The organism is Cereibacter sphaeroides 2.4.1 (genome assembly GCF_000012905.2).
Lineage (GTDB): Bacteria > Pseudomonadota > Alphaproteobacteria > Rhodobacterales > Rhodobacteraceae > Cereibacter_A > Cereibacter_A sphaeroides.
This window is the reverse complement of sequence record NC_007493.2, coordinates 1112871-1136378: the sequence shown is the minus strand read 5'-3', so window position 1 is coordinate 1136378 and position 23508 is coordinate 1112871. Positions and strand designations below refer to the sequence as shown.

Here is a 23508-nt window from a genome sequence, read left to right as displayed (position 1 = left end):
CGGTGGTTCATCCGCGCCCGCCGCCACGAGGTGTGGCCGGCCGCGCTGCTCACTCAAATTGTCTCAAACCCTACAGGGTGGCAACGCGATTCTTCGGCCTACCCCCAAGATAATGTGCTTGACGGGGCATCTGGCTCCATGGGTGGTATCATCCGAAAGGCTGTGGGTATCTGTGTGGACAAGTGCGGGCGGTCTGGCGGACAAGCGCCCAAAGCCTCGCCGGGACGGGCGCTTGCACGGATGGTGCAAAATGGGGAAGAACGGCCCCGCGCCGAGTCGCGGCTCCGCAAGTCGCGGAAAAGGCGAATCTTTCAGGTGGCATCCGCACAACGCGCACGGGCCCTCAAGGCATCCTGGCGGCAGGGCGATTCCCCGGCCCGCGGCGCTTCGGAAAGGTCTGGCCCAGGCCGCGGTGATCGCTTAGACCTGCCCTGAAACCGGCCCGCGATACCGGAGATCCACATGCAGGATTCGATCATTTCCCGCTGCGAGGCCAAGGGCCTGCGCATGACCGAACAGCGCCGCACCATCGCGCGCGTGATCGGCGAATCCGCCGACCATCCCGATGTCGAGGAACTGCACGCCCGCGCCTCGGCCGTGGATCCGCGGATCTCGATCGCCACGGTCTACCGCACGGTCAAGCTCTTCGAGGAGGCGGGCATCCTTGAGCGGCTCGAGTTCGGCGACGGGCGCTCGCGCTACGAGGACGCCGAGCGCGACCACCACGACCATCTGATCGATGTGACCACGGGCGAGGTGATCGAGTTCGTCGATCCCGAGATCGAGGCTCTGCAGGAGAAGATCGCGGCCCGGCTGGGCTACCGGCTGGTGGGCCACCGGTTCGAACTGTTCGGCCGGCCCGTCCGGAAGGGCTGACGCCCGACATCAGGGCGGCCCTTCGCTCGCATCCGGGGACAGGCTCCCCAAGATTGGGACAGACATGGAAAACTTGCGCGGCATCGTGATGATGGTCGTGTCGATGGCCGGCTTCGCCATGGAGGACATGTTCGTGAAACTCGCCGCGGCGAACATGCCGACGGGGCAGATCCTCATGCTCCTCGGCCTCTTCGCCGCGCCCCTCTTCTGGGCGCTCGCCCGCCGCGAGGGCAAGGCCGTGCTCTCGCGCGAGGCGCTGGCGGGGCCGATCCTCTGGCGGAACGGCGGCGAGATGGTGGGCACGGCGGGCTTCGTGACCGCGCTCACGCTCGGGCAGCTTTCCTCGGTGTCTGCCATCCTGCAGGCCGCGCCCCTCGTCGTGACCTTCGGGGCCGCGCTCTTTCTCGGCGAGCGCGTGGGCTGGCGGCGCTGGAGCGCCATCGCCGTGGGCTTCGTGGGCGTGATCGTCGTGATCCGGCCGGGGCTCGACGGGTTCGACACGGCCTCGCTCTGGGCGGTGCTGGGGGTGGCGGGCCTCGCCATCCGCGACCTCGCGACGCGGCGGGTGGCGCCCTCGACCTCGACCATGCAGGTAGGCGCCTGGGCCTTTCTCACCGTGGCAGTTCTGGGGGCCATGATGCTGGCCGTGGGCGGCGGCGCCACCTGGCCCACACCGGGACAGGCGGCCCTTCTTCTGGGCGCGGTCAGCTTCAGCTTCGTGGGCTACTGGACGCTGATCCTCGCCACCCGGGTGGGCGATGTCTCGGCCATCGTGCCCTTCCGCTACTCGCGCCTCGTCTTTGCCATGCTGATCGGTTTCCTCGTCTTCCACGAGCGGCCCGACGGCTGGATGCTGGCCGGCGCCGCGCTCATCATCGGCTCGGGCCTCTACAGCTTCATGCGCGAGCAGCGGCTTCGCCGTCTTTCCATGCGGGCTGCCGCGGAGTAAGAAGCGCGCGAACCTCGGCAACCAGGGACGACCCATGAGCACGATCATCGACATCCACGCCCGCGAGATCCTCGACAGCCGCGGCAACCCCACCGTCGAGGTGGACGTCACGCTGGAAAGCGGCGCCTTCGGCCGCGCCGCCGTGCCCTCGGGCGCCTCGACCGGCGCGCACGAGGCCGTCGAGAAGCGCGACGGCGACAAGTCGCGCTACATGGGCAAGGGCGTGCTCGAGGCGGTTGCGGCTGTCAACGGCGAGATCGCCGAGATGCTGGTGGGCTTCGATGCGACCGAACAGGTCGGCATCGACCGCACCATGATCGAGATGGACGGCACGCCGAACAAGGGCCGCCTCGGCGCGAACGCGATCCTCGGCGTCTCGCTGGCGGTGGCCAAGGCCGCGGCCGAATTCACCAACCAGCCGCTCTTCCGCTATGTGGGCGGCTCGTCCGCGCGCGTCCTGCCGGTGCCGATGATGAACATCATCAACGGCGGCGAACATGCCGACAACCCGATCGACATCCAGGAATTCATGATCATGCCGGTGGCCGCGCAGAATGTGCGCGAGGCGATCCGCATGGGCTCGGAAGTGTTCCACACGCTGAAGAAGGAGCTCGCCGCGGGCGGCTTCAACACCGGCATCGGCGACGAGGGCGGCTTTGCGCCGAACATCTCCTCGACCCGCGAGGCGCTGGACTACATCCTGCGCTCGATCGAGAAGGCGGGCTACAAGCCGGGCGAAGACATCTACCTCGCACTCGACTGCGCCTCGACCGAATATTTCAAGGGCGGCAAATACGAGATGAAGGGCGAGGGCAAGTCGCTGACCTCGGCCGAGAACGTGGATTATCTCGCCGCCCTCTGCGCCGACTATCCGATCATCTCGATCGAGGACGGCTGCGCCGAGGACGACTGGGAGGGCTGGAAACTGCTGACCGACAAGCTCGGCGCCAAGGTGCAGCTGGTGGGCGACGACCTCTTCGTGACCAACCCCAAGCGTCTCGAACAGGGCATCAAGGCGGGCGTCGCGAACTCGATGCTGGTCAAGGTGAACCAGATCGGCTCGCTGACCGAGACGCTGATGGCCGTCGATATGGCCCACCGCGCGCGCTATACCAACGTCATGTCGCACCGCTCGGGCGAGACCGAGGATGCGACCATCGCCGATCTCGCCGTCGCCACCAACTGCGGCCAGATCAAGACCGGCTCGCTGTCGCGCTCGGACCGTCTGGCGAAATACAACCAGCTGATCCGCATCGAGGAAATGCTGGGCGAAGTGGCGGAATATGCCGGCCGCTCGATCCTGAAGGTCTGAGGCCCGGGCCCCGGACATGCGAAGGCCCGGACGCGCATGCGTCCGGGCCTTTTGCCTGCCGCGCGGGCGATCAGGAGAAGGTGTAGTCGCAGGGATCGTGCGGGCGGTGCGGACGGCCGCCGCCCCAGCCCCAGCCCCCGCCGAAGCCGCCATGGCCGCGGCCGTGGGTCATTTCCTCGAGTGTGCCGTGAACGCGCAGGACCGGCGCCTCGTAGGCGCAGTCGGCGGTGGTGATTGCCTTGTCCAAATCTCGTCTCCCCTGTGTCGGATGGGTCTCCGGCCGGATCGAATTTGGCCGAAGGGCCATATCTGACAACGGGTTGGGCCGCTTTGACGAGGGGGGTGGAGGAGAATACAACCTCCTCCCTCAAGGCCCCTCAACCGAAGCGCGCAATCCGGCGCAGAGCGGGCTTGCAGCCCGCGGCCCCTGCGCCAGACTGGCGCCGCAACGGCGCGTCGGAGAGAGAGCATGGATGCAGACCGGATCATCGCCCGCCTCGGGCTCGCCCGTCACCCGGAAGGCGGCTGGTATCGCGAGACCTGGCGGGCCCCGGCCGAGGGGCGCCCGCCCGGGACGGCGATCCTGTTCCTCCTGAAGGCCGGCGAGCGGTCGCACTGGCACCGGATCGATGCGACCGAGATCTGGCACTTCCATGCCGGCGCACCGCTCATCCTGTCGGTGGCCGCCGACGGCGCGGGACCGGCGCGCGAGATCCGGCTCGGGCCGGACGTGCTCGCGGGCGAGAGCCCGCAGGGGATCGTGCCGCCCCACCACTGGCAGGCCGCGCGCTCGACAGGCGACTGGAGCCTCGTCGGCTGCACCGTCAGCCCCGGCTTCCGCTTCGAGGGCTTCGAGCTGGCGCCGGAAGGGTTCGACATCCCCCGCGCCTGAGCCGCGCCGGCGCTCCCGGCAAGCGGAGACCGGACCTTCAGGGCTGAAGCGCCAGAGCCTCGGGCCGGCTCATGCGGCCGCCGCCGAGGCAGGCGGGCACGCCGGTGGTCGAGGGGGCCGAGGTCGGCAGCCCCCGCGCCACCCGAACCGCGAGATAGGCGAAGGCCTGCGCCTCCAGCATGTCGCCGTCGAGGCCCGCCTGCTCGACCGGCACCACCTCGATCCCGGTGCGCGCCTCGAGCATCGCCATCAGCACGGGATTGTGCCGCCCGCCCCCGGTCACGAGAAGCTGGCGCACCGGCGTGGGGAAATGCGCGGCCCCGCGCGCCACCGCCGCCGCTGCCGCCGCCGTCAGGGTCGCCGCCGCATCCGCATCGGAGAGATCCGCGACCGCCGGGAGGAGATCCGCGAACGCATCCCGGTCGAGCGATTTTGGCGGCATCCGGGCGAAGAAGGCATGATCGAGAAAGCGCGCGAGCACCGCTTCGGCCACCTCTCCCTCGGCCGCGAGCCGCCCGCCCTCGTCGTGGCTCCGCCCGAGGCGGGCCTGCATCAGATCGTTGATCGGCGCATTGGCGGGGCCGGTGTCGAAGGCGAGACAGGCGCCGGGCGCCTCGGGCGCGGCCTGGCGCGGATCGACCCAGGTCAGGTTGCCGACGCCGCCGAGATTGAGGAAGGCCACCGGCCGGTCGGCGCCTGCCCGCCGCGCGCAGGCGAAATGGTAGAAGGGCGCGAGCGGCGCGCCCTGCCCGCCGGCCGCCACATCCGCCGACCGGAAATCCCACACGACCGGCACCCCCAGCGCCTGCGCGAGCCGCTCGCCCGAGCCCGCCTGATGCGTGCCCCGCCCGCCCGGCTCATGCGCGAGCGTCTGGCCGTGAAAGCCCACGATCTCCGCCCCGCGGAACGCGGCGAGCAGTTCGGCATGGGCCGCCTCGACCACCTCTGCGGCCTCGGCCACCGCCGCCTCGCCCGGCCAGCGCCCGAGGGCCGCCCGCAGCACCGCGCGCTCGGCCTCGGAATAGGCGCGATACCGCGTCTCGCCGAACTCGAGGATCCGCTCGCCGTCGGTCAGCACCATCGCCGCATCGACCCCATCGAGCGAGGTGCCCGACATCGTCCCCAGCGCCCAGACCGCTCCGCCCTTCAACATGGCTTTCCCTCCACGACCGCCCCGGATATATCCCGCCATCATAGCCGCGACGACCGGCCAAGGCACGAGGGACCGATGACCTACCATCCCAAATCCGATTTCCTGCGCGTGATGCAGGAGCGCGGCTACCTCGCCGACTGCACCGACATGCAGGCACTGGACGAGGCCCTGTCGAAAGGGGTCGTTCCTGCCTACATCGGCTATGATGCGACGGCGGCCTCGCTGCATGTGGGGCACCTTCTCAACATCATGATGCTGCGCTGGCTGCAGAAGACCGGGCACAAGCCGATCACCCTGATGGGCGGCGGCACGACGAAGGTGGGCGATCCCTCCTTCCGCTCCGAAGAGCGTCCGCTGCTCACGCCCGACAGGATCGACGAGAATATCGAAGGCATGCGCAAGGTCTTCGCGCGCTACCTCTCCTACGGCGAGGGCGCGACCGACGCGCTGATGCTCAACAATGCCGAATGGCTGGACCAGCTGAACTACCTCGATTTCCTGCGCGACATCGGGCGGCATTTCTCGGTCAACCGGATGCTCTCGTTCGAAAGCGTGAAGAGCCGGCTCGACCGCGAACAGTCGCTGTCGTTCCTCGAATTCAACTACATGATCCTGCAGGCCTACGACTTCCTCGAGCTGTTCCGCCGCACCGGCTGCCGGCTGCAGATGGGCGGGTCGGACCAGTGGGGCAACATCGTCAACGGGATCGACCTGACGCGCCGCGTGCTCGAAGGCGAGATCTTCGGGCTGACCTCGCCGCTGCTCACAACCTCGGACGGGCGCAAGATGGGCAAGTCCGCGGGCGGCGCGGTCTGGCTCAACGGCGAGATGCTGGCGCCCTACGACTTCTGGCAGTTCTGGCGCAACACGACCGATGCGGATGTGGGCCGGTTCCTCAAGCTCTACACCGAGCTGCCCGTCGAGGAGTGCGACCGGCTGGGCGCGCTGCAGGGCTCGGAGATCAACGCGGCCAAGATCCTGCTCGCGAACGAGGTGACGACGCTCCTCCACGGCCGGGACGCCGCCGAAGCGGCCGAGGCCACCGCGCGCGCGGTCTTCGAGGAGGGCGGCGTGGGCGGCGCCCTCGAAGTGGTGGAGCTTCCGGCCGCGACGCTGGGCGAGGGCCTCTCGGTCGCACATTTCCTCGTGGCCGCAGGCCTCGTCGCCTCCGGCAAGGAGGCCAAGCGCCTCGTGGCCGAGAACGGGCTGCGCTTCAACAACGAGCCGGTGGGCGATGCCAACACCCCGGTCACGGCCGCGACCGTGGGCGAGGAGCTGAAGGTCTCGATCGGCAGGAAGAAGCACAAGCTCGTCCGTCTCTCCTGACGGCCCGCGCGCGGCGGCCGTCCGCCGCTCTGCCCGGTCTCTCCGCCCTGCCGGGGCGCGGTGCTCGGGCCGCTGCGCTGCGCCCCGCGCCGCTCGACCGGCCCCCGGCGAGCCGCGCGGCCTTGCAGCCAACCATCCTGCCGGGCCGGACGCAAAAAGGACGCCTTCCGGCGCCCTTTCACTCTGCCCAAATATCCTCGGGGGGTGCGGGGGGCAGACAGCCCCCCGTCCGACCGCGGCCTCACTCGGCCACGGTCACCTTCGCCATCGCATCCGGCGTCCGCGGAGGCTCGCCGCGGGCGATCCTGTCGACCACATCCATGCCCTGCACCACGCGGCCCACCACCGTATACTGGCCGTTCAGGAACTCGCCCGGCGCGAACATGATGAAGAACTGCGAATTGGCCGAGTTCGGATCGTCCGAGCGCGCCATGCCCACCACGCCGCGCGTGAAGGGCACGTCCGAGAATTCGGCCGGAAGGTCGGGATAGCTCGACCCGCCCGTGCCGGCGCGGCGCAGGTTGTTCCCCTTGCCGAATTCCACGTCGCCGGTCTGGGCCATGAAGCCCTCGATCACGCGGTGGAAGACCACGCCGTCGTAGGCGCCCTCGCGGGCCAGCGTGACCATGCGCTCGACATGGGCGGGCGCCACGTCGGGCAGGAGGTCGATCACCACCTCGCCCTCGGCCTGTCCCGTCAACTCGATCACGAGGTTCGGCCCCGGCCCGTCCTCGGCCGCCTGCGCGAAGACCGCCGATTGCGAGAGGCCGTAGCCGCCGAGCACCGCGAGGCCCAGCGACATCAGCCCGGCGAAGAGAAATTTCTCAGACGACATCGGCCGCCACCCGCACCGTCAGCATCTTGTCCGGGTTCGCCGGCGGCTCGCCGCGGGCGATCTTGTCCACATGCTCCATCCCCGAGATCACGCGGCCGTAAACGGTGTACTGGCCGTTCAGGAAGTCGTTGTCGCGGAAGTTGATGAAGAACTGCGAATTGGCCGAGTTCGGGTTCTGCGACCGGGCCGCACCGAGCGTGCCGCGCGCGTGCGGCAGCTTCGAGAATTCCGCCGGCAGGTCCGGCATGTCCGACCCGCCCGTCCCGGCGCGGCGGATGTTGAAGCCGTCTTCCGTGTTTCCGTTCGCGACATCGCCGGTCTGGGCCATGAAGCCCTCGATCACGCGGTGGAAGACCACGTTGTCATAGGCCTTGGCGCGGGCCAGGGCCTTCATCCGTTCGCTGTGCTTCGGGGCGACGTCCGACAGAAGCTCGATCACCACCTCGCCGTCCTTCAGCGTCATGATGATGGTGTTCTCGGGATCCTTGATCTCGGCCATGGGGCCCTCCTCTTGCAATCGGGGTCAACCTAGTGGCCGCGCGCGGTCAGGAAAAGGTCTGAATTCGCGCCCCTGCGGCCGAACGCCGGTTGACGGGCGCACGTCGATCGGCTTGGAAGCGGGAAACGTCGCTTCAGGAGGAACCGGAATGGGCTGGAAGACACTCGACGACATGGATCTTGCCGGCAAGGTCGTGCTGGTGCGCGTGGATGTGAACGTGCCGATGGAAAATGGCGAAGTCACCGACGCCACCCGGATCGAGAAGATCGTCCCCACCGTCGAGGATATCCTGAAGAAGGGCGGCAAGCCCGTCCTGCTCGCCCATTTCGGCCGTCCGAAGGGCAAGGTCGTGGACGAGATGAGCCTCCGCCTCGTGCTGCCCGCGCTGCAGAACGCGCTGCCTGGCACCAAGGTGAGCTTTGCCGCCGACTGCGTGGGCCCCGAGCCCGAGCAGGCGGTGGCCGCCATGCTCGAGGGCGAGGTGCTCCTCCTCGAGAACACCCGCTTCCATGCCGGCGAGGAGAAGAACGACCCCGAGCTGGCCGCCGCGATGGCGAAGCTGGGGCAGGTCTATGTCAACGATGCCTTCTCGGCCGCGCACCGCGCCCATGCCTCGACCGAGGGCCTCGCCCGTCTTCTGCCCTCGGCCGCCGGCCGGCTGATGGAGGCCGAGCTGAAGGCGCTCGAAGCCGCTCTCGGCCATCCCGAGCGCCCCGTTGTGGCCGTGGTGGGCGGGGCCAAGGTCTCGACCAAGCTCGACCTTCTGGGCAATCTCGTGGGCCGGGTCGATCATCTGGTGATCGGCGGCGGCATGGCCAACACCTTCCTCGTGGCGCAGGGGATCGAGGTCGGCAAGTCGCTGGCCGAGCGCGACATGGCCGATACGGCGCGCGAGATCCTCTCCAAGGCGAAGGCCGCGGGCTGCACGATCCATCTTCCGCTCGATGTGGTGGTGGCGCGCGAGTTCAAGGCGGGGGCCGCGAACGAGACGGTCGAGACGGCGGCCTGCCCGGCCGACGCGATGATCCTCGATGCCGGTCCGAAGACCGTGGCCGCCCTCTCCGAAGTGTTCGCCTCGGCTAAGACGCTGATCTGGAACGGCCCGCTCGGCGCCTTCGAGATCGAGCCCTTCGACGCCGCGACGAATGCGGCGGCGCTTCAGGTGGCGCAGCTCACCAAGGCGGGCCAGCTCATTTCGGTCGCGGGCGGCGGCGATACGGTGGCCGCCCTCAACAAGGCGGGCGCGGCCGAAGGCTTCTCCTACATCTCGACGGCGGGCGGTGCCTTCCTCGAATGGATGGAGGGCAAGGAGCTGCCCGGAGTGGCCGCGCTCACGGTCTGAGGCGAATTTCCGCGCCGCAGCGCCAAGTTAGCGCGAACAACATTGATATGCGCATTTCGCCGGTCTAAGTCCCGTGGGACCCAATTGAAAGGACCCGCGGAATGCGCGCTAGCAGAGCAGTTCAGAAGATCCTCGCCAACTATGAGGGCGAAACGCCCGGCGTGAAGGCCAACCTGTGCCGGATGCTGATGGAGGGGAAACTGGGCGGCACGGGCAAGATGATCATCCTGCCGGTCGACCAGGGCTTCGAGCACGGCCCGGCCCGCACCTTCGCGCCGAACCCGGCGGGGTACGATCCCCACTACCACTACCAGCTCGCCATCGATGCGGGACTCAGCGCCTATGCGGCCCCGCTCGGCATGCTGGAAGCCGGCGCCGACACGTTCGCGGGCCAGATCCCGACCATCCTGAAGGTGAACTCGGCCAACTCGCTGATGAGCGACACCGCGGGCAAGAACCAGGCGGTCACGGCGTCGGTCGACGATGCGCTGCGGCTCGGCTGCGCGGCCATCGGCTTCACGATCTACCCGGGCTCGGATGCGCAGCTCGACATGTATGAAGGGATCGTGGCCATGCGGAAGGAAGCCGCGGCCAAGGGGATCGCCACCGTGATCTGGTCCTATCCGCGCGGCGAGGCGATCAGCAAGGACGGCGAGACGGCGATCGACGTGGCGGCCTATGCCGCGCAGATCGCGGCCCTGATCGGCGCCCATATCATCAAGATCAAGCTTTCGACCGATCATCTGATGCTGGGCGAAGCGAAGAAGGTCTACGAGGCGCAGCAGATCGACGTCTCCACCCAGGCCGCGCGCGTGAAGCACTGCATGGATTCGGCCTTCGCCGGCCGCCGCATCGTGGTCTTCTCGGGCGGCGCCAAGAAGGGCGAGGATTCGGTCTATGACGACGCCCGTGCGATCCGCGACGGCGGCGGGAACGGCTCGATCATCGGCCGCAACAGCTTCCAGCGCAGCCGCGAGGACGCGCTCGCGATGCTCGGCAAGCTCGTCGACATCTACAAGGGCCGCGCCTGAGGCCTGCCCTGCCGGCCCTTCCCCTCGGGGGAGGGCCAACCCCGCCCTTCGAAGGGCCCCTTCCGGGCTTTTCGCTCCTCCGCACGCCAGAATGCCCCGGCCCGACCGATAAGCCCCGCCATCGATCTTCCCGCGGTCGGCAGATGGCCGACCTACGCCGGGATCGCCTCTCATGCCGCCACGGCCAGCGCGCGTTTTCCGTTTCCCAAGTACGGCCCGCTCTGGCATGATGCGCGCCATCGCCCCCGCCGAACGAGGGGCGTGACCAGAGGCAGAGCATGAACATCCCGACCTCCCGCCCCGCCATCGGCGCCAGCCTCTATTTCGCGCTGGCCTTCTCGCTCTCCGTCTATTTCACCTTCGCCGCGGTTCAGGGCGACTATGGTGTCTTCCGGCAAGTGCAGATCCAGGCCGAGGCCGAGGCGCTGCGCAGCGAGCGCGACCGGATCGCCGCCGAGCTGGCCGATATGGAGAACAGGACGCGCCGGCTGTCGGACAGCTATCTCGATCTCGACCTTCTGGACGAGCAGGCCCGCTCGGTGCTGGGCTATGTCCGCGCCGACGAGATCGTCATCCGCTGACACGCGCGGAAACCGCCGGCCCTTTCCTGTCGTTTGTCTTCCTGCATCCTCGCTTCGGGGCGCGATCCGTGCCGCGTCCGCGGCAGCGGCGCGCGATGATGGCCCCGGAGGGGCCTGAAGAGCGCGCCCCCGCCGGGCCGCAGATTCGCTCTCGCCCCCGCTTCTGGGATGCGCTAAAGGTAGTTTAGCCTTGAACTACTTGTCTCGACGGGAGGCGCCGCCATGGCCACCAGAAAATCGCCGGAGCAATCCAACGCATCGAAGGAGGAGCTTGTCCGTTACTACCGCGAGATGCTCCTGATCCGCCGCTTCGAAGAGAAGGCGGGCCAACTCTACGGCATGGGCCTCATCGGCGGCTTCTGCCATCTCTACATCGGCCAGGAAGCCGTGGTGGTCGGCCTCGAAGCCGCCGCCAAGGAGGGGGACAAGCGCATCACCTCCTACCGCGACCACGGCCACATGCTGGCCTGCGGCATGGATGCCAAGGGCGTGATGGCCGAGCTCACGGGCCGCGAGGGCGGCTATTCGAAGGGCAAGGGCGGCTCGATGCACATGTTCTCGAAAGAGAAGCATTTCTACGGCGGCCACGGCATCGTGGGCGCCCAGGTGCCGCTCGGCGCGGGGCTGGCCTTCGCCGACCGCTATCTCGGCAACGACAATGTCACCTTCACCTATTTCGGCGACGGTGCCGCGAACCAGGGCCAGGTCTACGAGGCCTACAACATGGCCCGGCTCTGGAGCCTGCCGGTGATCTTCGTGATCGAGAACAACCAGTATGCGATGGGCACCAGCGTGAAGCGCTCGACGAAATCGCCCTCGCTCTGGGAGCGCGGCGCGGCCTACGGCATCAAGGGCGAGTCGGTGGACGGCATGGATGTGCTGGCCGTGAAGGCCGCGGGCGAGAAGGCGGTCGCCGCCTGCCGCGCGGGCCAGGGGCCCTACATTCTCGAGATGATGACCTACCGCTACCGGGGCCACTCCATGTCCGACCCGGCCAAATATCGCACCCGCGAGGAAGTCCAGCGGATGCGCGACGAGAAGGACGCGATCGAACATGTCCGCGACCTGCTGATCCAGGGCAATCTCGCGACCGACGACGACCTCAAGGCGATCGACAAGGAGATCAAGGCCGTGGTGAACGAGGCCGCCGACTTCGCCAAGGAGAGCCCCGAGCCCGCGCTCGAGGAACTCTGGACCGACATCTACGCCTGAGGAGTAAAGACGCATGGCAACCCAGGTTCTGATGCCCGCCCTGTCGCCGACGATGGAGGAAGGCACGCTCGCCAAATGGCTGGTGAAGGAAGGCGATGCGGTCAAGTCCGGCCAGATCATCGCCGAGATCGAGACCGACAAGGCCACGATGGAATTCGAGGCCGTCGACGAGGGCACGGTGGGCAAGCTGCTCGTGGCCGAGGGCACGTCCGGCGTGAAGGTGAACACGCCCATCGCCGTTCTGGTCGAGGAGGGGGAGAGCGCCGACGAGGTGCAGGCTCCGGTCCCGACCCAGAAGGAAAAGCAGCCCGAGCCCGCCGAAGCCTCGGAAGGCAAGGCCGTGGACGAGCCGCTCGTCTCCTCGCCGGGCGCCCCGGTGCCGGGCAAGCGCGACCGCTCGCCCGACTGGCCGGACGGCACGCAGATGAAGACCATGACGGTGCGCGAGGCGCTCCGCGAGGCGATGGCGGAAGAGATGCGCGGCGACGAGCATGTCTTCCTGATGGGCGAGGAAGTGGGCGAGTATCAGGGCGCCTACAAGATCAGCCAGGGCCTTCTGGACGAGTTCGGCGACCGGCGCGTGGTCGACACGCCGATCACCGAGCATGGCTTCGCCGGCATCGCGGTCGGCGCGGCCTTCGGCGGGCTCCGCCCCATCGTCGAGTTCATGACCTTCAACTTCGCCATGCAGGCGATCGACCAGATCATCAACTCGGCCGCCAAGACGCTCTACATGTCGGGCGGTCAGATGGGCTGCCCCATCGTGTTCCGCGGCCCGAACGGCGCCGCCGCGCGCGTGGGCGCCCAGCACAGCCAGGATTATGCGGCGTGGTATGCGCAGATCCCCGGCCTCAGGGTGGTGATGCCCTATTCGGCGGCGGATGCGAAAGGTCTTCTGAAGACCGCGATCCGCGACCCGAACCCGGTGATCTTCCTCGAGAACGAGATCCTCTACGGCCGGTCCTTCGAGGTGCCGGTGATGGACGATTTCACGATCCCCTTCGGCAAGGCCCGGATCTGGCGCGAGGGGACGGATGTCACCATCGTCTCCTTCGGCATCGGCATGACCTATGCGCTGGAAGCGGCCGACAAGCTCGCCGCCGAGGGCATCTCGGCCGAGGTGATCGACCTGCGCACGCTGCGCCCCATCGATTACGAGACGGTGATCGAGTCGGTGAAGAAGACCAACCGCTGCATCACCGTCGAGGAGGGCTGGCCGGTGGGCTCCATCGGCAACCATCTCGCCGCGACGATCATGCAGCAGGCCTTCGACTGGCTCGATGCGCCGGTGCTGAACCTGACGGGCAAGGACGTGCCGATGCCCTATGCCGCCAATCTCGAGAAGCACGCGCTCGTGACCACGGCCGAGGTGGTCGAGGCCGCGAAATCCGTCTGCTACCGCTGAGGAGAAGCCCATGGCAACCGAGATCCTGATGCCCGCGCTGTCTCCGACGATGGAGGAGGGGACGCTCGCGAAATGGCTGAAGAAGGAAGGGGATGAGGTCCGCTCGGGCGACATCATCGCCGAGATCGAGACCGACAAGGCCACCATGGAGTTCGAGGCGGTCGACGAGGGCATCCTCGGCAAGATCCTGATCGCCGAGGGCACGGCAGGCGTGAAGGTCAACACGCCCATCGCCGTGCTGGTGGAAGAGGGCGAGAGCGTGGACGCCGTGTCCTCCGCCAAGGTGCCGGAGCCGCAGGAACCGGCCGACGAGGCCGCACCCGCGCAGGGGGCTCCGAAGGAGGCCCCTGCCCCGGCCGCCAAGGCGCCCGCGGCGCAGGCGGCCCGATCCGAGGGAGAGCGCGTCTTCGCCTCGCCGCTCGCCCGCCGGATCGCCAAGGAGAAGGGGATCGACCTTGCCGCGGTGCAGGGCTCGGGCCCGCGCGGCCGGATCGTGAAGGCCGATGTCGAGGGGGCGCAACCCTCGGCCGCTCCCGCCGCCAAGGCGGACGCCGCGGCACCGAAGGCAGAAGCGCCCGCCGCTGCGGCCGCGCCCGTCGCCGCGCCGGCCGCCTCCGCGGCTTCGGTGGCGAAGCTCTTCGCGGATCGCGACTATGAGGAAGTGACCCTCGACGGGATGCGCAAGACCATTGCCGCGCGTCTGTCCGAGGCCAAGCAGACCATCCCGCACTTCTACCTCCGGCGCGAGGTGGCTCTGGATGCGCTGATGGCTTTCCGCGCCGATCTCAATGCGAAGCTCGAGAGCCGGGGCGTAAAGCTCTCGGTCAACGACTTCATCATCAAGGCCTGTGCGGTGGCGCTCCAGCAGGTGCCGAACGCGAATGCCGTCTGGGCCGGAGACCGGATCCTGCGGCTGAAGCCCTCGGACGTGGCGGTGGCCGTGGCGATCGAGGGCGGGCTCTTCACGCCGGTCCTGCGCGATGCGCACCAGAAGAGCCTGTCGGCGCTGTCGGCCGAGATGAAGGATCTCGCCGCCCGCGCCCGCACGAAGAAGCTCGCACCGCACGAATATCAGGGCGGCAGCTTCGCGATCTCGAACCTCGGCATGTTCGGGGTCGAGAATTTCGATGCGGTCATCAACCCGCCGCACGGCTCGATCCTCGCCGTCGGCGCAGGCATCCGCAAGCCGGTGGTGGGCAAGGACGGCGCGATCACGACGGCCACCATGATGTCGATGACGCTCTCGGTGGACCACCGGGTGATCGACGGCGCGCTGGGGGCCGAGTTCCTGAAGGCGATCGTCGAGAATCTCGAGAACCCGATCGCCATGCTGGCCTGACGCCGGCGGCGCTCCTCGCGAGGGAGCGCCCGCTGCACGCTCTGGACATGAAGAAGGGGCCGATCCTTGCGGATCGGCCCCTTCTTCATGTCGGGCAGCTCACCCGTCGCTGAGCAGATGGTCCATCGTGACGGCGGGCTGTGCGCAGCCCGCTTCCCCCACCACGCGGGCTGGCACGCCCGCCACCGTCGTGCAGGGCGGCACGTCCTGCAGCACGACCGAGCCGGCCGCGATCCGGCTGCAATGGCCCACATGGATGTTGCCGAGCACCTTGGCCCCTGCCCCAATCAGCACCCCGTTGCCGATCTTCGGATGGCGGTCGCCATCCTCCTTGCCGGTGCCGCCGAGCGTGACCGAATGGAGCATCGAGACATTGTCGCCCACGACGGCCGTCTCGCCGATGACGATGGAATGCGCATGGTCGATCATGATGCCGCGCCCGATCCGGGCGGCTGGGTGGACATCGACGCCGAAGGCTTCCGACACGCGCATCTGCACGAAATAGGCCAGGTCCTGCCGTCCGTTCGTCCAGAGCCAGTGGCCCACGCGATAGGCCTGAACCGCCTGATAGCCCTTGAAGAAGAGGATCGGCTGCAGGAAGCGATGGCAGGCGGGGTCGCGCTCGTAGACGGCGACCATGTCGGCCCGCGCCATCTGCCCGAGCTCCGGATCCGACGCATAGGCCTCGTCCGCGATCTCGCGCAGGATCTGCTCGCTCATCTCGCCCGAAGCGAGCTTCAGCGAAAAGCGGTAGGCGAGCGCCCGTTCCATGGACGGATGGTGCAGGAGGCTCGAATGAACGAGTCCGCCGAGAAGAGGCTCGGCAAGGATGGCGGCATGGCCCTCTTCCACGATCCGTTGCCAGACCGGGTCCACTGTCGCAACACGGGGTCTTGCCTCAGCCATTGCAGCGTCCTTTCCTCGTCACCGCCGAAAATACCACATAGTCACTCCGGCCGACAGGGGAAGGGACGCATTCACTTTCCGAAGGTGCCTTCTTTCGGCCTCGCCCCTCGCGGAGGGCCTGCGCCCGCCGTTGCCGTCCGGCGACGGCAGCGGCCACCAGGGCCAGGGACTCGAGCTGGTCGGGATCCGGGTCGTGCCCCTCGCTGCGGTGCGCGAGCCCGGCCACGGCCGAGGCGAGGCACCCGTTTCCCCATAAGGGATGCGCGTGGCCGAGCCGTCTGGAGACCTTGTGAGCGAGATGCGCCCGCTCGATGAGGGTTGCCAGCGCCTCCGGTCTCTGCCCCGGCGGCATCGGCGCGAGCCAGTTTGCTACGGCAAGGAGGTCGGCGAGGAGAACCCGCCGCATGGGTCAGAGCGCGATGCGCCGGAACGGCCCGGGCCCGAAGCTCTCCGATACCTGGGCGACTTCGAGGACGAAGGCGCTTCCCACACCATCCGCCGCCTGCGCGGCCCCGGTGTATGTCCAGCGGGGCTCCCTCACCTCCTCCTGCCGGCGTACCTCTCCCCACGCCACGACGCGGACCAGATAAAGCTCGCTCTCCTCTCCCAGCGGCACCTCGCGCCCCTCCCAGCTGTCGCCGTCGATGCGGGTGCGACGGATCCAGCGCAGCAGGATGTGCTCCCCGTCCCGCTCCACCGCCAGATGGACCGGCGAATAGGGCCGGAGCCCGACCCCTGCGAAAGCCTGAACCCGGTGGACTGTGTCCGGGTCGTCGTAGCCGCGGGCGGCGGCGCCGATCCGATAATGCCGGGCGAGCCCCCGGTCGGCGAGCGGCATCTGAAGCTGCGTCAGGGCGCCGTTGACGAGAACGACCGTGCTGCCCTCGGGCCAGATCTCGGGCATCTGCCCATCCGTTCCCGCCTGCCCCCGGAGCCTGCGCGAAAGCTCCCAGACCCGCGGCGAAACCAGCCGCGCGTCCGCGAACTGGAAGAGCTCCCACCCGTCGGGTCGGCCGTCGCCGATGGCCATGAGGTTGGCTCCGTTCAGCACCTCGAGATCCGAAGCCGCGGCGAGCGGCGGCCCCAGCAGCCGCACCCGGAGCGGCGCGCCCATGTCCCATCGCCCCATCGGTGCAGCCCGCAGGATCGTCTCGGTGACGCCCGCCGTCGCAGCCACGCCCAGAAGCCGGTTCAGGCGATAGCCCGCATCCTGCGTCGCGCTCCAGACCGCAACCTGCCCCGGCCAGGGCGTTGCTGCCACACCGAAGTGGGGGGAATGGGGCAGCTCCGTTCCCGTGAGCAGGGGCAGATCGAGAAAGATCGGCCGGACCGGACCGGAAGCCGCAATGCGACGCGCGCGCACCTGCTCTTCGGCCATATCGGCGGGGCGGTAGATGCCGGGTTCCACACGAACCGCCTCCGCCAGCTGGCATTCGGCCTGATCGAGGCGGTCGATGCGATAGCGCCGGCCTTCAATCTCCAGAACGTCGCCGGCACCGAAGGCCAGAGCCGACCGCGGCAGGGCCAGACGCAGGCTGTCGCGCGCCACGCGGGCCTCGGCCAGCCACCGCTCGACGGCGCCCCGCGCCTCACCCGAGGTGAGCACGAGCGGCACTTCGGATTGCGAGACGGCAAAGGTCGCTTCGTCCGGGAAGGCCGCCTCGACCTGCCGTGCCTCATAGTCGCCTTCCGCCTCGAGGAAATGCAGCCGAACCCGGCCTGCGGTCTCGACCTCCGCCGCGCGCACGCGCTCGAGCGCGCCCTCGAGATCGTCCGATGCCACCAGGTCCTCGCGCGAGACCTCGGCCTTCGCGCGCCCGTCGCGCATGCGGAAGATCAGCTTGCCATCGCGTTCCAGCGCCTCGAAGCCATAGGCCAGCATCAGCGGCTGCAAGGCCGCCCGGGCACTGACGACCTCGGAAATCCCATAGCCGCGCACCACGCCCTGCAATTGCGTGACGTCGATGGCGGTTACCCCGGACCGTTCGCAGATCTCGGCCACCACGGCGGACAGCGGTTGCGAGGCCGCGCGACCGTTCAGCCAATGACCGCGCGCATAGTTCGAACCGTCGGACCAGACATCGCCGAGCGCGGGAAAGGCCGGAAATGGACGGGCGTCCCAGGCCCAGGCATGGGCGCGGTCCATGTCGACCATGGAGCCACCATAGAGGTCCGACACCGGATTGTTGGCCTCGTCCTGCCAGTATTCGGCCATCGCGCGCAGGTAATTCATCGCGATCCCGTCGTCGCGTCGTCCGGACGAGCCCCGCGGCAGCGCGGATTCCGAGCTTTTGGGATCGATGAACAGGTTCGGCTGATTGCTCCCGAGGTCGAGCGCCGGACACCCATATTCGGTGAACCAGATCGGCTTCGAGCGCGGGACCCAGCCGGTCGGCTGCGCCAACCGCACGCCGTCGATGCGCTCGTGATGGGGCAGCGACCACCAGGATCGGAGGTCCTTGGGGCGATGCACCCAAGGCTCTCCGAAATCCGCATCCGTGATCGGCCGCCGGTCCTGAGCCGCCGCCGCGGCCTCGTCGGGATAATACCACGCGAAACCCTCGCCTCCGGCGATGTTCGACTTGAGGTAGCCCAGATCCTGCACCGAGGGCCACCGCGCGTCCGCATGAGTCTCGGCCTCGCGCCAGTCCGAGAGCGGCATGTAATTGTCGATGCCGATGAAATCGATGTTCGGATCCGACCAGAGCGGATCGAGATGGAAGTAGAGATTGCCATCGGCATGGAGGCTGGACCATTCGCTCCAGTCGGCGGCGTAACCGATCTTCACCTCGGGCCCGAGGATGCCGCGGACGTCGGCCGCGAGCCTCCGCAGTTCGGCCACCGCCGGGAAGCTGTCGTCCGCCCCCCGGATCGCCGTCAGCCCGCGCAACTCGGAGCCCACGCAGAAGGCCTCCACCCCGCCGGCCAGCCGGCAGAGCCAGGCCGCGTGGAGAATGAAGCGCCGGTAGCGCCATTCGTCGGCGCCGTCATAGAGCACGCGCCCGTCCTCGATGCGGAACTGGCGAGGCTCCGCATCCCCGAAGAAGGCGCGCACCTCATCCTCGGCGGCTCCCGTTCTGTCAGGCGTCCCCGGCTGACCCGGCGCTGTCGAGAGCGTGATCCTCCCGCGCCAGGGCAGCACCGGCTGGCCCGCAGCACCTGACCAGGGGTCCGGCAGATCATTACCGGGAAGCTGTTCCATGAGGATGAACGGATAGTAGAGCACCGAGAGGTTCTGCGCCTTCAGGGCATGGATCGCCTCGACCACCGCCGCATCCGCAGGCGTTCCCCCATAGACCGGACGGTCGTCGATCCGCGCCACCCGCTCGGCCTGCGCGCGGTCGATCCCACCCGACCGCCAGGCCATGGTCGCTGCGTCGAGATGGCCCTCGACCTTGGGGCGGATCTCGCAGGCGCCGCAGCGCAGGTCGCTCCCGAACCAGGACACGACCAGCGACACCGACCGGCAGGCCGGGAGCTCGCCCCTCAGTTGTGCAAGCGAGCTGCGCATGTCGCTTTCCCCCGACGCCGTGTGCACGTTGGCGACCTCGGTCTCTCCCGGATCGGGCCTGTAGGCGAGACGGCTCGTGGCCAGAGCGTATTCTCCCGTGCCCGGGATCAGTGCCACGCCCTTCACCGCGCGCTGAAGCGTCATCACCCGATCCGCCAGAGCCCCCTGCGCTGCCCGCATCACCTCGAACGAGAATTGCGGCACCCGGTTGCCGAACCGGGCGAGGTCGAGATCCTCGATCACCACATAAGCGATCCCGCGGTAGGCCGGCGCCATGCCCGCCCCCTCCACTGCCTCGATCTTGGGATCCGGCAGCTGACCCTCCGTCCCGCGATAGAGCCGAAGGTTGAGCGACCCCGTCGCGATCTCGGCACCATCGGCCCAGATGCGGCCCACGCGCAGAATCTCTCCCTCGCACAGCGCGACGGCGAGGTTGACGGAATAGGAATAGCTCACGACGGTCGATCTCGGGCCGCCGCCCTTTCCGCCGCCCGTGCTCTCGGACTGGCTCTCGAGGAAGCGCGAGGCCCAGATCACCTGTCCTGCCACCCGATTGCGACCGAACAGCTGGGCCACGGGGGCGCCCTCGCCGGCGCCCATCAGACGGAAACGTTCGATCCGCCCGGTGCGGACCGTCTGCGATCCGGCGCCCATCAGCCGCTGGTCGATCAGCTGGCCGACCGTCGCCCCGATCGCGCGCCCGATGACCGCCCCTGTCAGCCCGAGCACCGTGCCGCTGAAGCCTGCTCCGATCGCCGATCCGGCCGCGGCCAGCAGAAGCGTCGCCATCAGTCCGTCCTTTCCGGAAATGCATAACGGGCCGCGATCCGCTCGGCCCAGGGCTCGGAGAGCGGGCTTTCGACGGTGCCATGGCCGCCATAGGCGTGGATGAACGAGGCATTCGGGCCCGGACGAACCAGAATGCCGAGATGTTTGGCGACCGCGCCCGGCCGCATGCGGAAGAGCAGGACGTCTCCCTCCGCCGCAGCCTCAAGCGGCTTGCGGACAAGGCACCGGTCGCAGGCCGCCATCAGCTCTTCATGGCCAGACGGCTCCGACCAGTCCGGCGTATAGGCAGGCACTTTCAGCGGCTCCGGGCCGATCAACGACCGCCAGATGCCCCTGAGAAGGCCGAGACAGTCCGCGCCGGCCCCCCTGGCCGAAGCCTGGTGGACGTAGGGCGTGCCCAGCCAGGACCGTGCCTCGGCCACCACATCGGCCCCGTTCATCGCCACAGGCTCCCACCGTCATGCGTCCCCGTCGCCGCGGGATAGGCACTGAGCCAGTCTTCTCCCGAAAGATGAGGAAAGCCCCGGAAGTTTCTGAGATTGTTGAACTTCAGGCGACAGGTCTCGGCCATCCGGTCGCAGCCCGCCTCAAGACGGACACGGTCGCCCACGGTGATCTGCGGACCGAGCGCCTCCCACAGCTCCACTGTTCGCACCTCTCCCCGGCGCCGGTCGGACTTGATCACGCCCATCGCTCCTGCCGCCTCACCGGTCATCACCACAAGCCGCCCCTGCTCGAACCAGCGATCCGGGAAAGAGTGCAGACCCTCGAAACTGAAGCTCTGCCGCCCGACGACGGTTTCGACAGCCCGTTCGGTGGCAAATTCTTCGGCGCTCAGGTCGAAACCGCAGGCCCGGTCGCCCAGAACCGCCTGACAAGACCGCTGATAGACCCGCCCCTGCGGCTGGTTCAGCGCCTCGGTCAGGCCACGCAACTCTGCCCGGAACCGTCCCCCGGAATGGGTGATCTCGCCCAGCGTTCCGCGGAACTGCAGCAGCCTCTCACTGACATCGGCCCAGTTCACGAGCCATGCCAGCACCTCCGCGCCGTCGAACCGGCCTGCGAGCAGATCTGCCTCCGTCACCGACACATGCGAGAGCGCCCCGACGGTCTCGGCATTGTCCACCGACAGGCCCGTCGTCTGCTGCAACGCCGACGAGGTGAGCCCCGTCTCTGCCCGGAACAGCCGCCCCTCGAACGTCAGATCCCGGTCGTGATCGGTGAAGCCGAACACCGTCCCGTCCCGCCGTGTCACGGCCCAGCACCGGCAGACGGTGGCAGCGCCGCCCTTCAGATGCGCATGAAGCTCTGCCGCGCCCATCAGACCCGCACCTCCATCACCGGAACGCTCGGAACCTCGCCTGCCTGGAAGGAGGCCATCGAGATCTGGATCCGGTCGGTATCGAACCGCACCGGCACGTCGAACTCGAACCCCGCCGTGACCGCGGCGCCTTCGGCAGGGGCCGCGGCGAGCGTGACGAGCCCCCTGGTCTCGTCGACCGAGAAGCCCGCGCCTTCTACCAGCACCGCGCCTGCCACCGCCACCTTCACCGAGCCTGCAACGGGTTTCGCCACCGGCCGCACATACTGCTCGCTTCCCGAGCGATAGGTCTTGACCAGCGCGAACTCCCGGCTGATCCCGTCGCCGATGCCGAGAGGCTGATCCTTGGGCCCCGGAGAGGCGGTGGCCGGGCACGAGCGATAGTCGGCCCAGTCCTTCCAGCGAAAACCGTAAAGCTGGCCACGGCGCGCCTCGAAGAAGGCCAGGAGCGCCTGGATATCGTCGAGCGAGCGCAGCGCCACGCCCGCGTCGTAGCGGCGGCGCGAATGGGCCCAGAGGCTGTTGCGTTCCTCGAAGCCATTGACCAGCGTGACGATCTCGGTCCGACGCTCCGGCCCTCCGATCGAGCCGAAGCTGAGGTTAGTCGGAAACCGGACCTCGTGAAAGCCCATGGCGCCCCCCTACCCGTTGCGCTGGCCGCGCGCGAGCATCCGGCTCACCTGCGCGGCGATCTGGCCCCGGCTGCGCTCGAAGCCCTGCACATCGGGCGTGGCCACGTTCATAACCACCTGCACCGCGCGGCCGCCGCCCGCCTGCACGCCGAGCCGACCGTCTGCCCCGCGGGCGAGCGGCAGGATCGCTTCGGGGCCCGCCTCGCCCATGAGCCCGGTGGCCCCGCGCATGGGAAAGGGGGTCGCCCCTGCCACCACACCGCCGCGCGCGAAGGGCATGACCCTCCCCTGCGAGAACGCGCCCCCCTTCGCGAAGGGCATCAGCCCGCCGAGGATCGAGTTCAGCCCATCGGCCAGAAAGCCCGACACCGCATCCTGCACCGGCTTCATCGCGACCGAATAGACGGTGCGCGAAATCGACTGCGCGAGACCCTGCATCGCGTCCGAGAGCTTCATGCCGTCGAACAGCACCCCGTCGAAGGCGCGCCTGAGGCCCGTCCCCATGCCGCTCGACAAACGATCCACCTCGCGGCTGGTGAAGACCATTGCGTCCCGCATCCGCGCCAGTTCGCTCTCGAAGCTCGCCGTCATCCCGGCCGCACTGCCGAGCGTGCTCTCGAGCGCCGCCACCTGCTCTTCCAGAGACTCGATGTCAGCCATGACCCTCTTCCTTCTCGACATCCGGAAAGGCGCGCAGCAACTCGTCGAGGCGCGCGCGCGACAGGGGCGCCACGGCGGACGCGCCCAGCATGATCCTCAGTTCGGCAGGCGTGAGCCGCCAGAACGCCTCTGGCGACAGCCGCAACCCCTCGAGCCCCAGCCGCAGGAGGGCGGGCCAGTCGAGCCGGCCCATCTCACCCCTCCGGCAGTGCGAAGGCACGCACCAGAAGTTCCGCCGCAGCGCGCGCCGCTCCCGCCGCCCCCCGCCCACCTCCGCCCGGCCGAGCTCCTCGGCCGTGCCCTGCCAGCCGCCGCCCCGGAGCCCCGCCACGAGAACGGCGATCACGTCGCGTGTCGAGAAGCGCCGCTCCTCGAACCGCTCCACCAGCGCGATCAGACTGTCCGCGCCGAGGTCCGCCTCCAGCTCCGCCAGCGCGCCGAGCGTGAGCTTGCCCGTGTGGCACCGGCCGTCGAGCCAGATCGCCACTTCGCCCGTCCAGGGATTGGCCATCAGTGCGCCGTGAAGGTGAGCTTGCCCGCCGAGGCGAGCGTCATTTCGTAGGTGGCCTCGCCATCGTGGGTCCCCGCATATTCGATCGCCGAGATCACGAAGGGGCCCTCGACCGTGCCGAAACTCGGGATCACCACCTGAAAGCGGGGCGCCTCTCCGGCGAAGAAGAGCGCCCGCGCCCGCTCGTCCGTCGCCGCGTCGCGAAACACGCCCGAGCCCGAGATGGAAGCCGATTTCACCCCGGCCCCCGCCAGCAGCTCGCGCCAGCCGCCCTGACTCTCCAGCGACGTCACATCGACCGTCTCGGCATTGAAGCCGATGCGCGTGGCCCGGAGGCCCGCCATCGTCTCGAACCCGCCGCTGCCCGTCAGATCCACCTTCACCAGAAGATCCCTGCCATTCTGCACGCTCATGCGATCACTCCTC

At 68.6% G+C, this 23508-nt stretch carries 24 protein-coding genes and 1 pseudogene; 11 read left to right on the top strand and 14 right to left on the bottom strand.

What is annotated here, in order from left to right; all coding sequences use genetic code 11:
- The first annotated feature begins 462 nt into the window (after positions 1–462).
- From RSP_RS05560 to eno, 3 genes are all read left to right on the top strand, one after another.
- Positions 463–876: a Fur family transcriptional regulator gene (locus tag RSP_RS05560; RefSeq protein WP_002719651.1), complete on the top strand. Its 414-nt coding sequence runs from the start codon at positions 463–465 to the stop codon at positions 874–876.
- Between the two features lie 64 nt (positions 877–940).
- On the top strand, positions 941–1825 hold the full coding sequence (locus tag RSP_RS05555; protein WP_011337530.1) for a DMT family transporter: 885 nt from the start codon (positions 941–943) through the stop codon (positions 1823–1825).
- A 34-nt stretch (positions 1826–1859) separates the two neighbouring features.
- Positions 1860–3137: a phosphopyruvate hydratase gene (gene eno / locus RSP_RS05550; protein ID WP_002719649.1), complete on the top strand. Its 1278-nt coding sequence runs from the start codon at positions 1860–1862 to the stop codon at positions 3135–3137.
- Positions 3138–3207: 70 nt separating this feature from the next.
- Here eno and RSP_RS05545 read toward each other — a convergent pair whose 3' ends face one another.
- Entirely contained in the window at positions 3208–3384 is a 177-nt protein-coding gene (locus RSP_RS05545; protein ID WP_002719648.1) for a lasso RiPP family leader peptide-containing protein, read from the bottom strand.
- A 222-nt stretch (positions 3385–3606) separates the two neighbouring features.
- Between RSP_RS05545 and RSP_RS05540 the strand changes: the two genes are divergently transcribed.
- Positions 3607–4029: a cupin domain-containing protein gene (locus tag RSP_RS05540; protein WP_011337528.1), complete on the top strand. Its 423-nt coding sequence runs from the start codon at positions 3607–3609 to the stop codon at positions 4027–4029.
- Positions 4030–4066: 37 nt separating this feature from the next.
- On the opposite strand, the gene RSP_RS05535 is transcribed toward RSP_RS05540, so the two are convergent.
- Entirely contained in the window at positions 4067–5182 is a 1116-nt protein-coding gene (locus RSP_RS05535; protein WP_011337527.1) for an anhydro-N-acetylmuramic acid kinase, read from the bottom strand.
- A gap of 75 nt (positions 5183–5257) precedes the next feature.
- Between RSP_RS05535 and tyrS the strand changes: the two genes are divergently transcribed.
- Complete coding sequence (tyrS, locus tag RSP_RS05530; RefSeq protein ID WP_011337526.1) at positions 5258–6508, top strand: tyrosine--tRNA ligase; 1251 nt, start codon at positions 5258–5260, stop codon at positions 6506–6508.
- 241 nt (positions 6509–6749) lie between these two features.
- Here the strand turns inward: tyrS and RSP_RS05525 are convergent, their stop codons facing one another.
- Together RSP_RS05525 and RSP_RS05520 are read right to left on the bottom strand one after the other, a co-directional pair.
- Positions 6750–7343 (bottom strand): peptidylprolyl isomerase, encoded by a 594-nt coding sequence (locus RSP_RS05525; RefSeq protein ID WP_011337525.1) that lies wholly within the window; start codon positions 7341–7343, stop codon positions 6750–6752.
- Positions 7333–7842, bottom strand: coding sequence for a peptidylprolyl isomerase (locus RSP_RS05520; protein WP_002719643.1), 510 nt, complete (start codon positions 7840–7842; stop codon positions 7333–7335). Before RSP_RS05520 ends, RSP_RS05525 begins: the two co-directional genes overlap by 11 nt.
- Positions 7843–7990: 148 nt before the next feature.
- On the opposite strand from RSP_RS05520, the gene RSP_RS05515 reads away from it, so the two are divergent.
- The 6 genes from RSP_RS05515 to RSP_RS05490 all read left to right on the top strand — a co-directional run bounded on the left by RSP_RS05515 (position 7991) and on the right by RSP_RS05490 (position 14752).
- A complete protein-coding gene (locus RSP_RS05515) occupies positions 7991–9184 on the top strand; it encodes a phosphoglycerate kinase (protein ID WP_011337524.1) in 1194 nt (397 codons plus the stop codon).
- 101 nt (positions 9185–9285) lie between these two features.
- Positions 9286–10215 (top strand): class I fructose-bisphosphate aldolase, encoded by a 930-nt coding sequence (locus RSP_RS05510; RefSeq protein WP_011337523.1) that lies wholly within the window; start codon positions 9286–9288, stop codon positions 10213–10215.
- A gap of 278 nt (positions 10216–10493) precedes the next feature.
- Entirely contained in the window at positions 10494–10796 is a 303-nt protein-coding gene (locus RSP_RS05505) for an FtsB family cell division protein (RefSeq protein ID WP_002719640.1), read from the top strand.
- A gap of 222 nt (positions 10797–11018) precedes the next feature.
- On the top strand, positions 11019–12008 hold the full coding sequence (gene pdhA / locus RSP_RS05500) for a pyruvate dehydrogenase (acetyl-transferring) E1 component subunit alpha (RefSeq protein ID WP_002719639.1): 990 nt from the start codon (positions 11019–11021) through the stop codon (positions 12006–12008).
- 13 nt (positions 12009–12021) lie between these two features.
- Positions 12022–13413 carry a pyruvate dehydrogenase complex E1 component subunit beta gene (locus tag RSP_RS05495; protein ID WP_011337522.1) on the top strand — a complete coding sequence of 464 codons (1392 nt, stop codon included), beginning with the start codon at positions 12022–12024 and terminating at the stop codon, positions 13411–13413.
- A gap of 10 nt (positions 13414–13423) precedes the next feature.
- A complete protein-coding gene (locus RSP_RS05490; protein ID WP_011337521.1) occupies positions 13424–14752 on the top strand; it encodes a pyruvate dehydrogenase complex dihydrolipoamide acetyltransferase in 1329 nt (442 codons plus the stop codon).
- Positions 14753–14851: 99 nt separating this feature from the next.
- Here the strand turns inward: RSP_RS05490 and cysE are convergent, their stop codons facing one another.
- The 10 genes and pseudogenes from cysE to RSP_RS05445 all read right to left on the bottom strand — a co-directional run bounded on the left by cysE (position 14852) and on the right by RSP_RS05445 (position 23495).
- The gene (cysE, locus tag RSP_RS05485; protein ID WP_002719636.1) at positions 14852–15658 is read right to left on the bottom strand and encodes a serine O-acetyltransferase; all 807 of its coding nucleotides are present in this window, start codon (positions 15656–15658) and stop codon (positions 14852–14854) included.
- Complete coding sequence (locus tag RSP_RS22810) at positions 15651–16064, bottom strand: DUF7742 family protein (RefSeq protein ID WP_011337520.1); 414 nt, start codon at positions 16062–16064, stop codon at positions 15651–15653. The genes cysE and RSP_RS22810 overlap by 8 nt, the downstream gene beginning before the upstream one ends.
- 3 nt (positions 16065–16067) lie before the next feature.
- Entirely contained in the window at positions 16068–19958 is a 3891-nt protein-coding gene (locus RSP_RS05480; RefSeq protein ID WP_011337519.1) for a baseplate multidomain protein megatron, read from the bottom strand.
- Complete coding sequence (locus RSP_RS05475) at positions 19958–20398, bottom strand: C40 family peptidase (protein ID WP_009564474.1); 441 nt, start codon at positions 20396–20398, stop codon at positions 19958–19960. The genes RSP_RS05480 and RSP_RS05475 overlap by 1 nt, the downstream gene beginning before the upstream one ends.
- The gene (locus RSP_RS05470; protein WP_011337518.1) at positions 20395–21279 is read right to left on the bottom strand and encodes a DUF2163 domain-containing protein; all 885 of its coding nucleotides are present in this window, start codon (positions 21277–21279) and stop codon (positions 20395–20397) included. The genes RSP_RS05475 and RSP_RS05470 overlap by 4 nt, the downstream gene beginning before the upstream one ends.
- Positions 21279–21911 (bottom strand): DUF2460 domain-containing protein, encoded by a 633-nt coding sequence (locus RSP_RS05465; RefSeq protein WP_011337517.1) that lies wholly within the window; start codon positions 21909–21911, stop codon positions 21279–21281. Before RSP_RS05465 ends, RSP_RS05470 begins: the two co-directional genes overlap by 1 nt.
- Before the next feature lie 9 nt (positions 21912–21920).
- Positions 21921–22571, bottom strand: a complete 651-nt coding sequence (locus RSP_RS05460; RefSeq protein ID WP_017140162.1) for a phage tail tape measure protein — start codon at positions 22569–22571, stop codon at positions 21921–21923.
- Positions 22564–22764, bottom strand: coding sequence for a rcc01693 family protein (locus RSP_RS05455; RefSeq protein WP_017140161.1), 201 nt, complete (start codon positions 22762–22764; stop codon positions 22564–22566). The genes RSP_RS05460 and RSP_RS05455 overlap by 8 nt, the downstream gene beginning before the upstream one ends.
- 1 nt (position 22765) lies before the next feature.
- Positions 22766–23082: pseudogene (locus RSP_RS05450) on the bottom strand (gene transfer agent family protein).
- Complete coding sequence (locus RSP_RS05445; RefSeq protein WP_002719628.1) at positions 23082–23495, bottom strand: phage major tail protein, TP901-1 family; 414 nt, start codon at positions 23493–23495, stop codon at positions 23082–23084. Before RSP_RS05445 ends, RSP_RS05450 begins: the two are co-directional and overlap by 1 nt.
- Between the last annotated feature and the right edge of the window lie 13 nt (positions 23496–23508).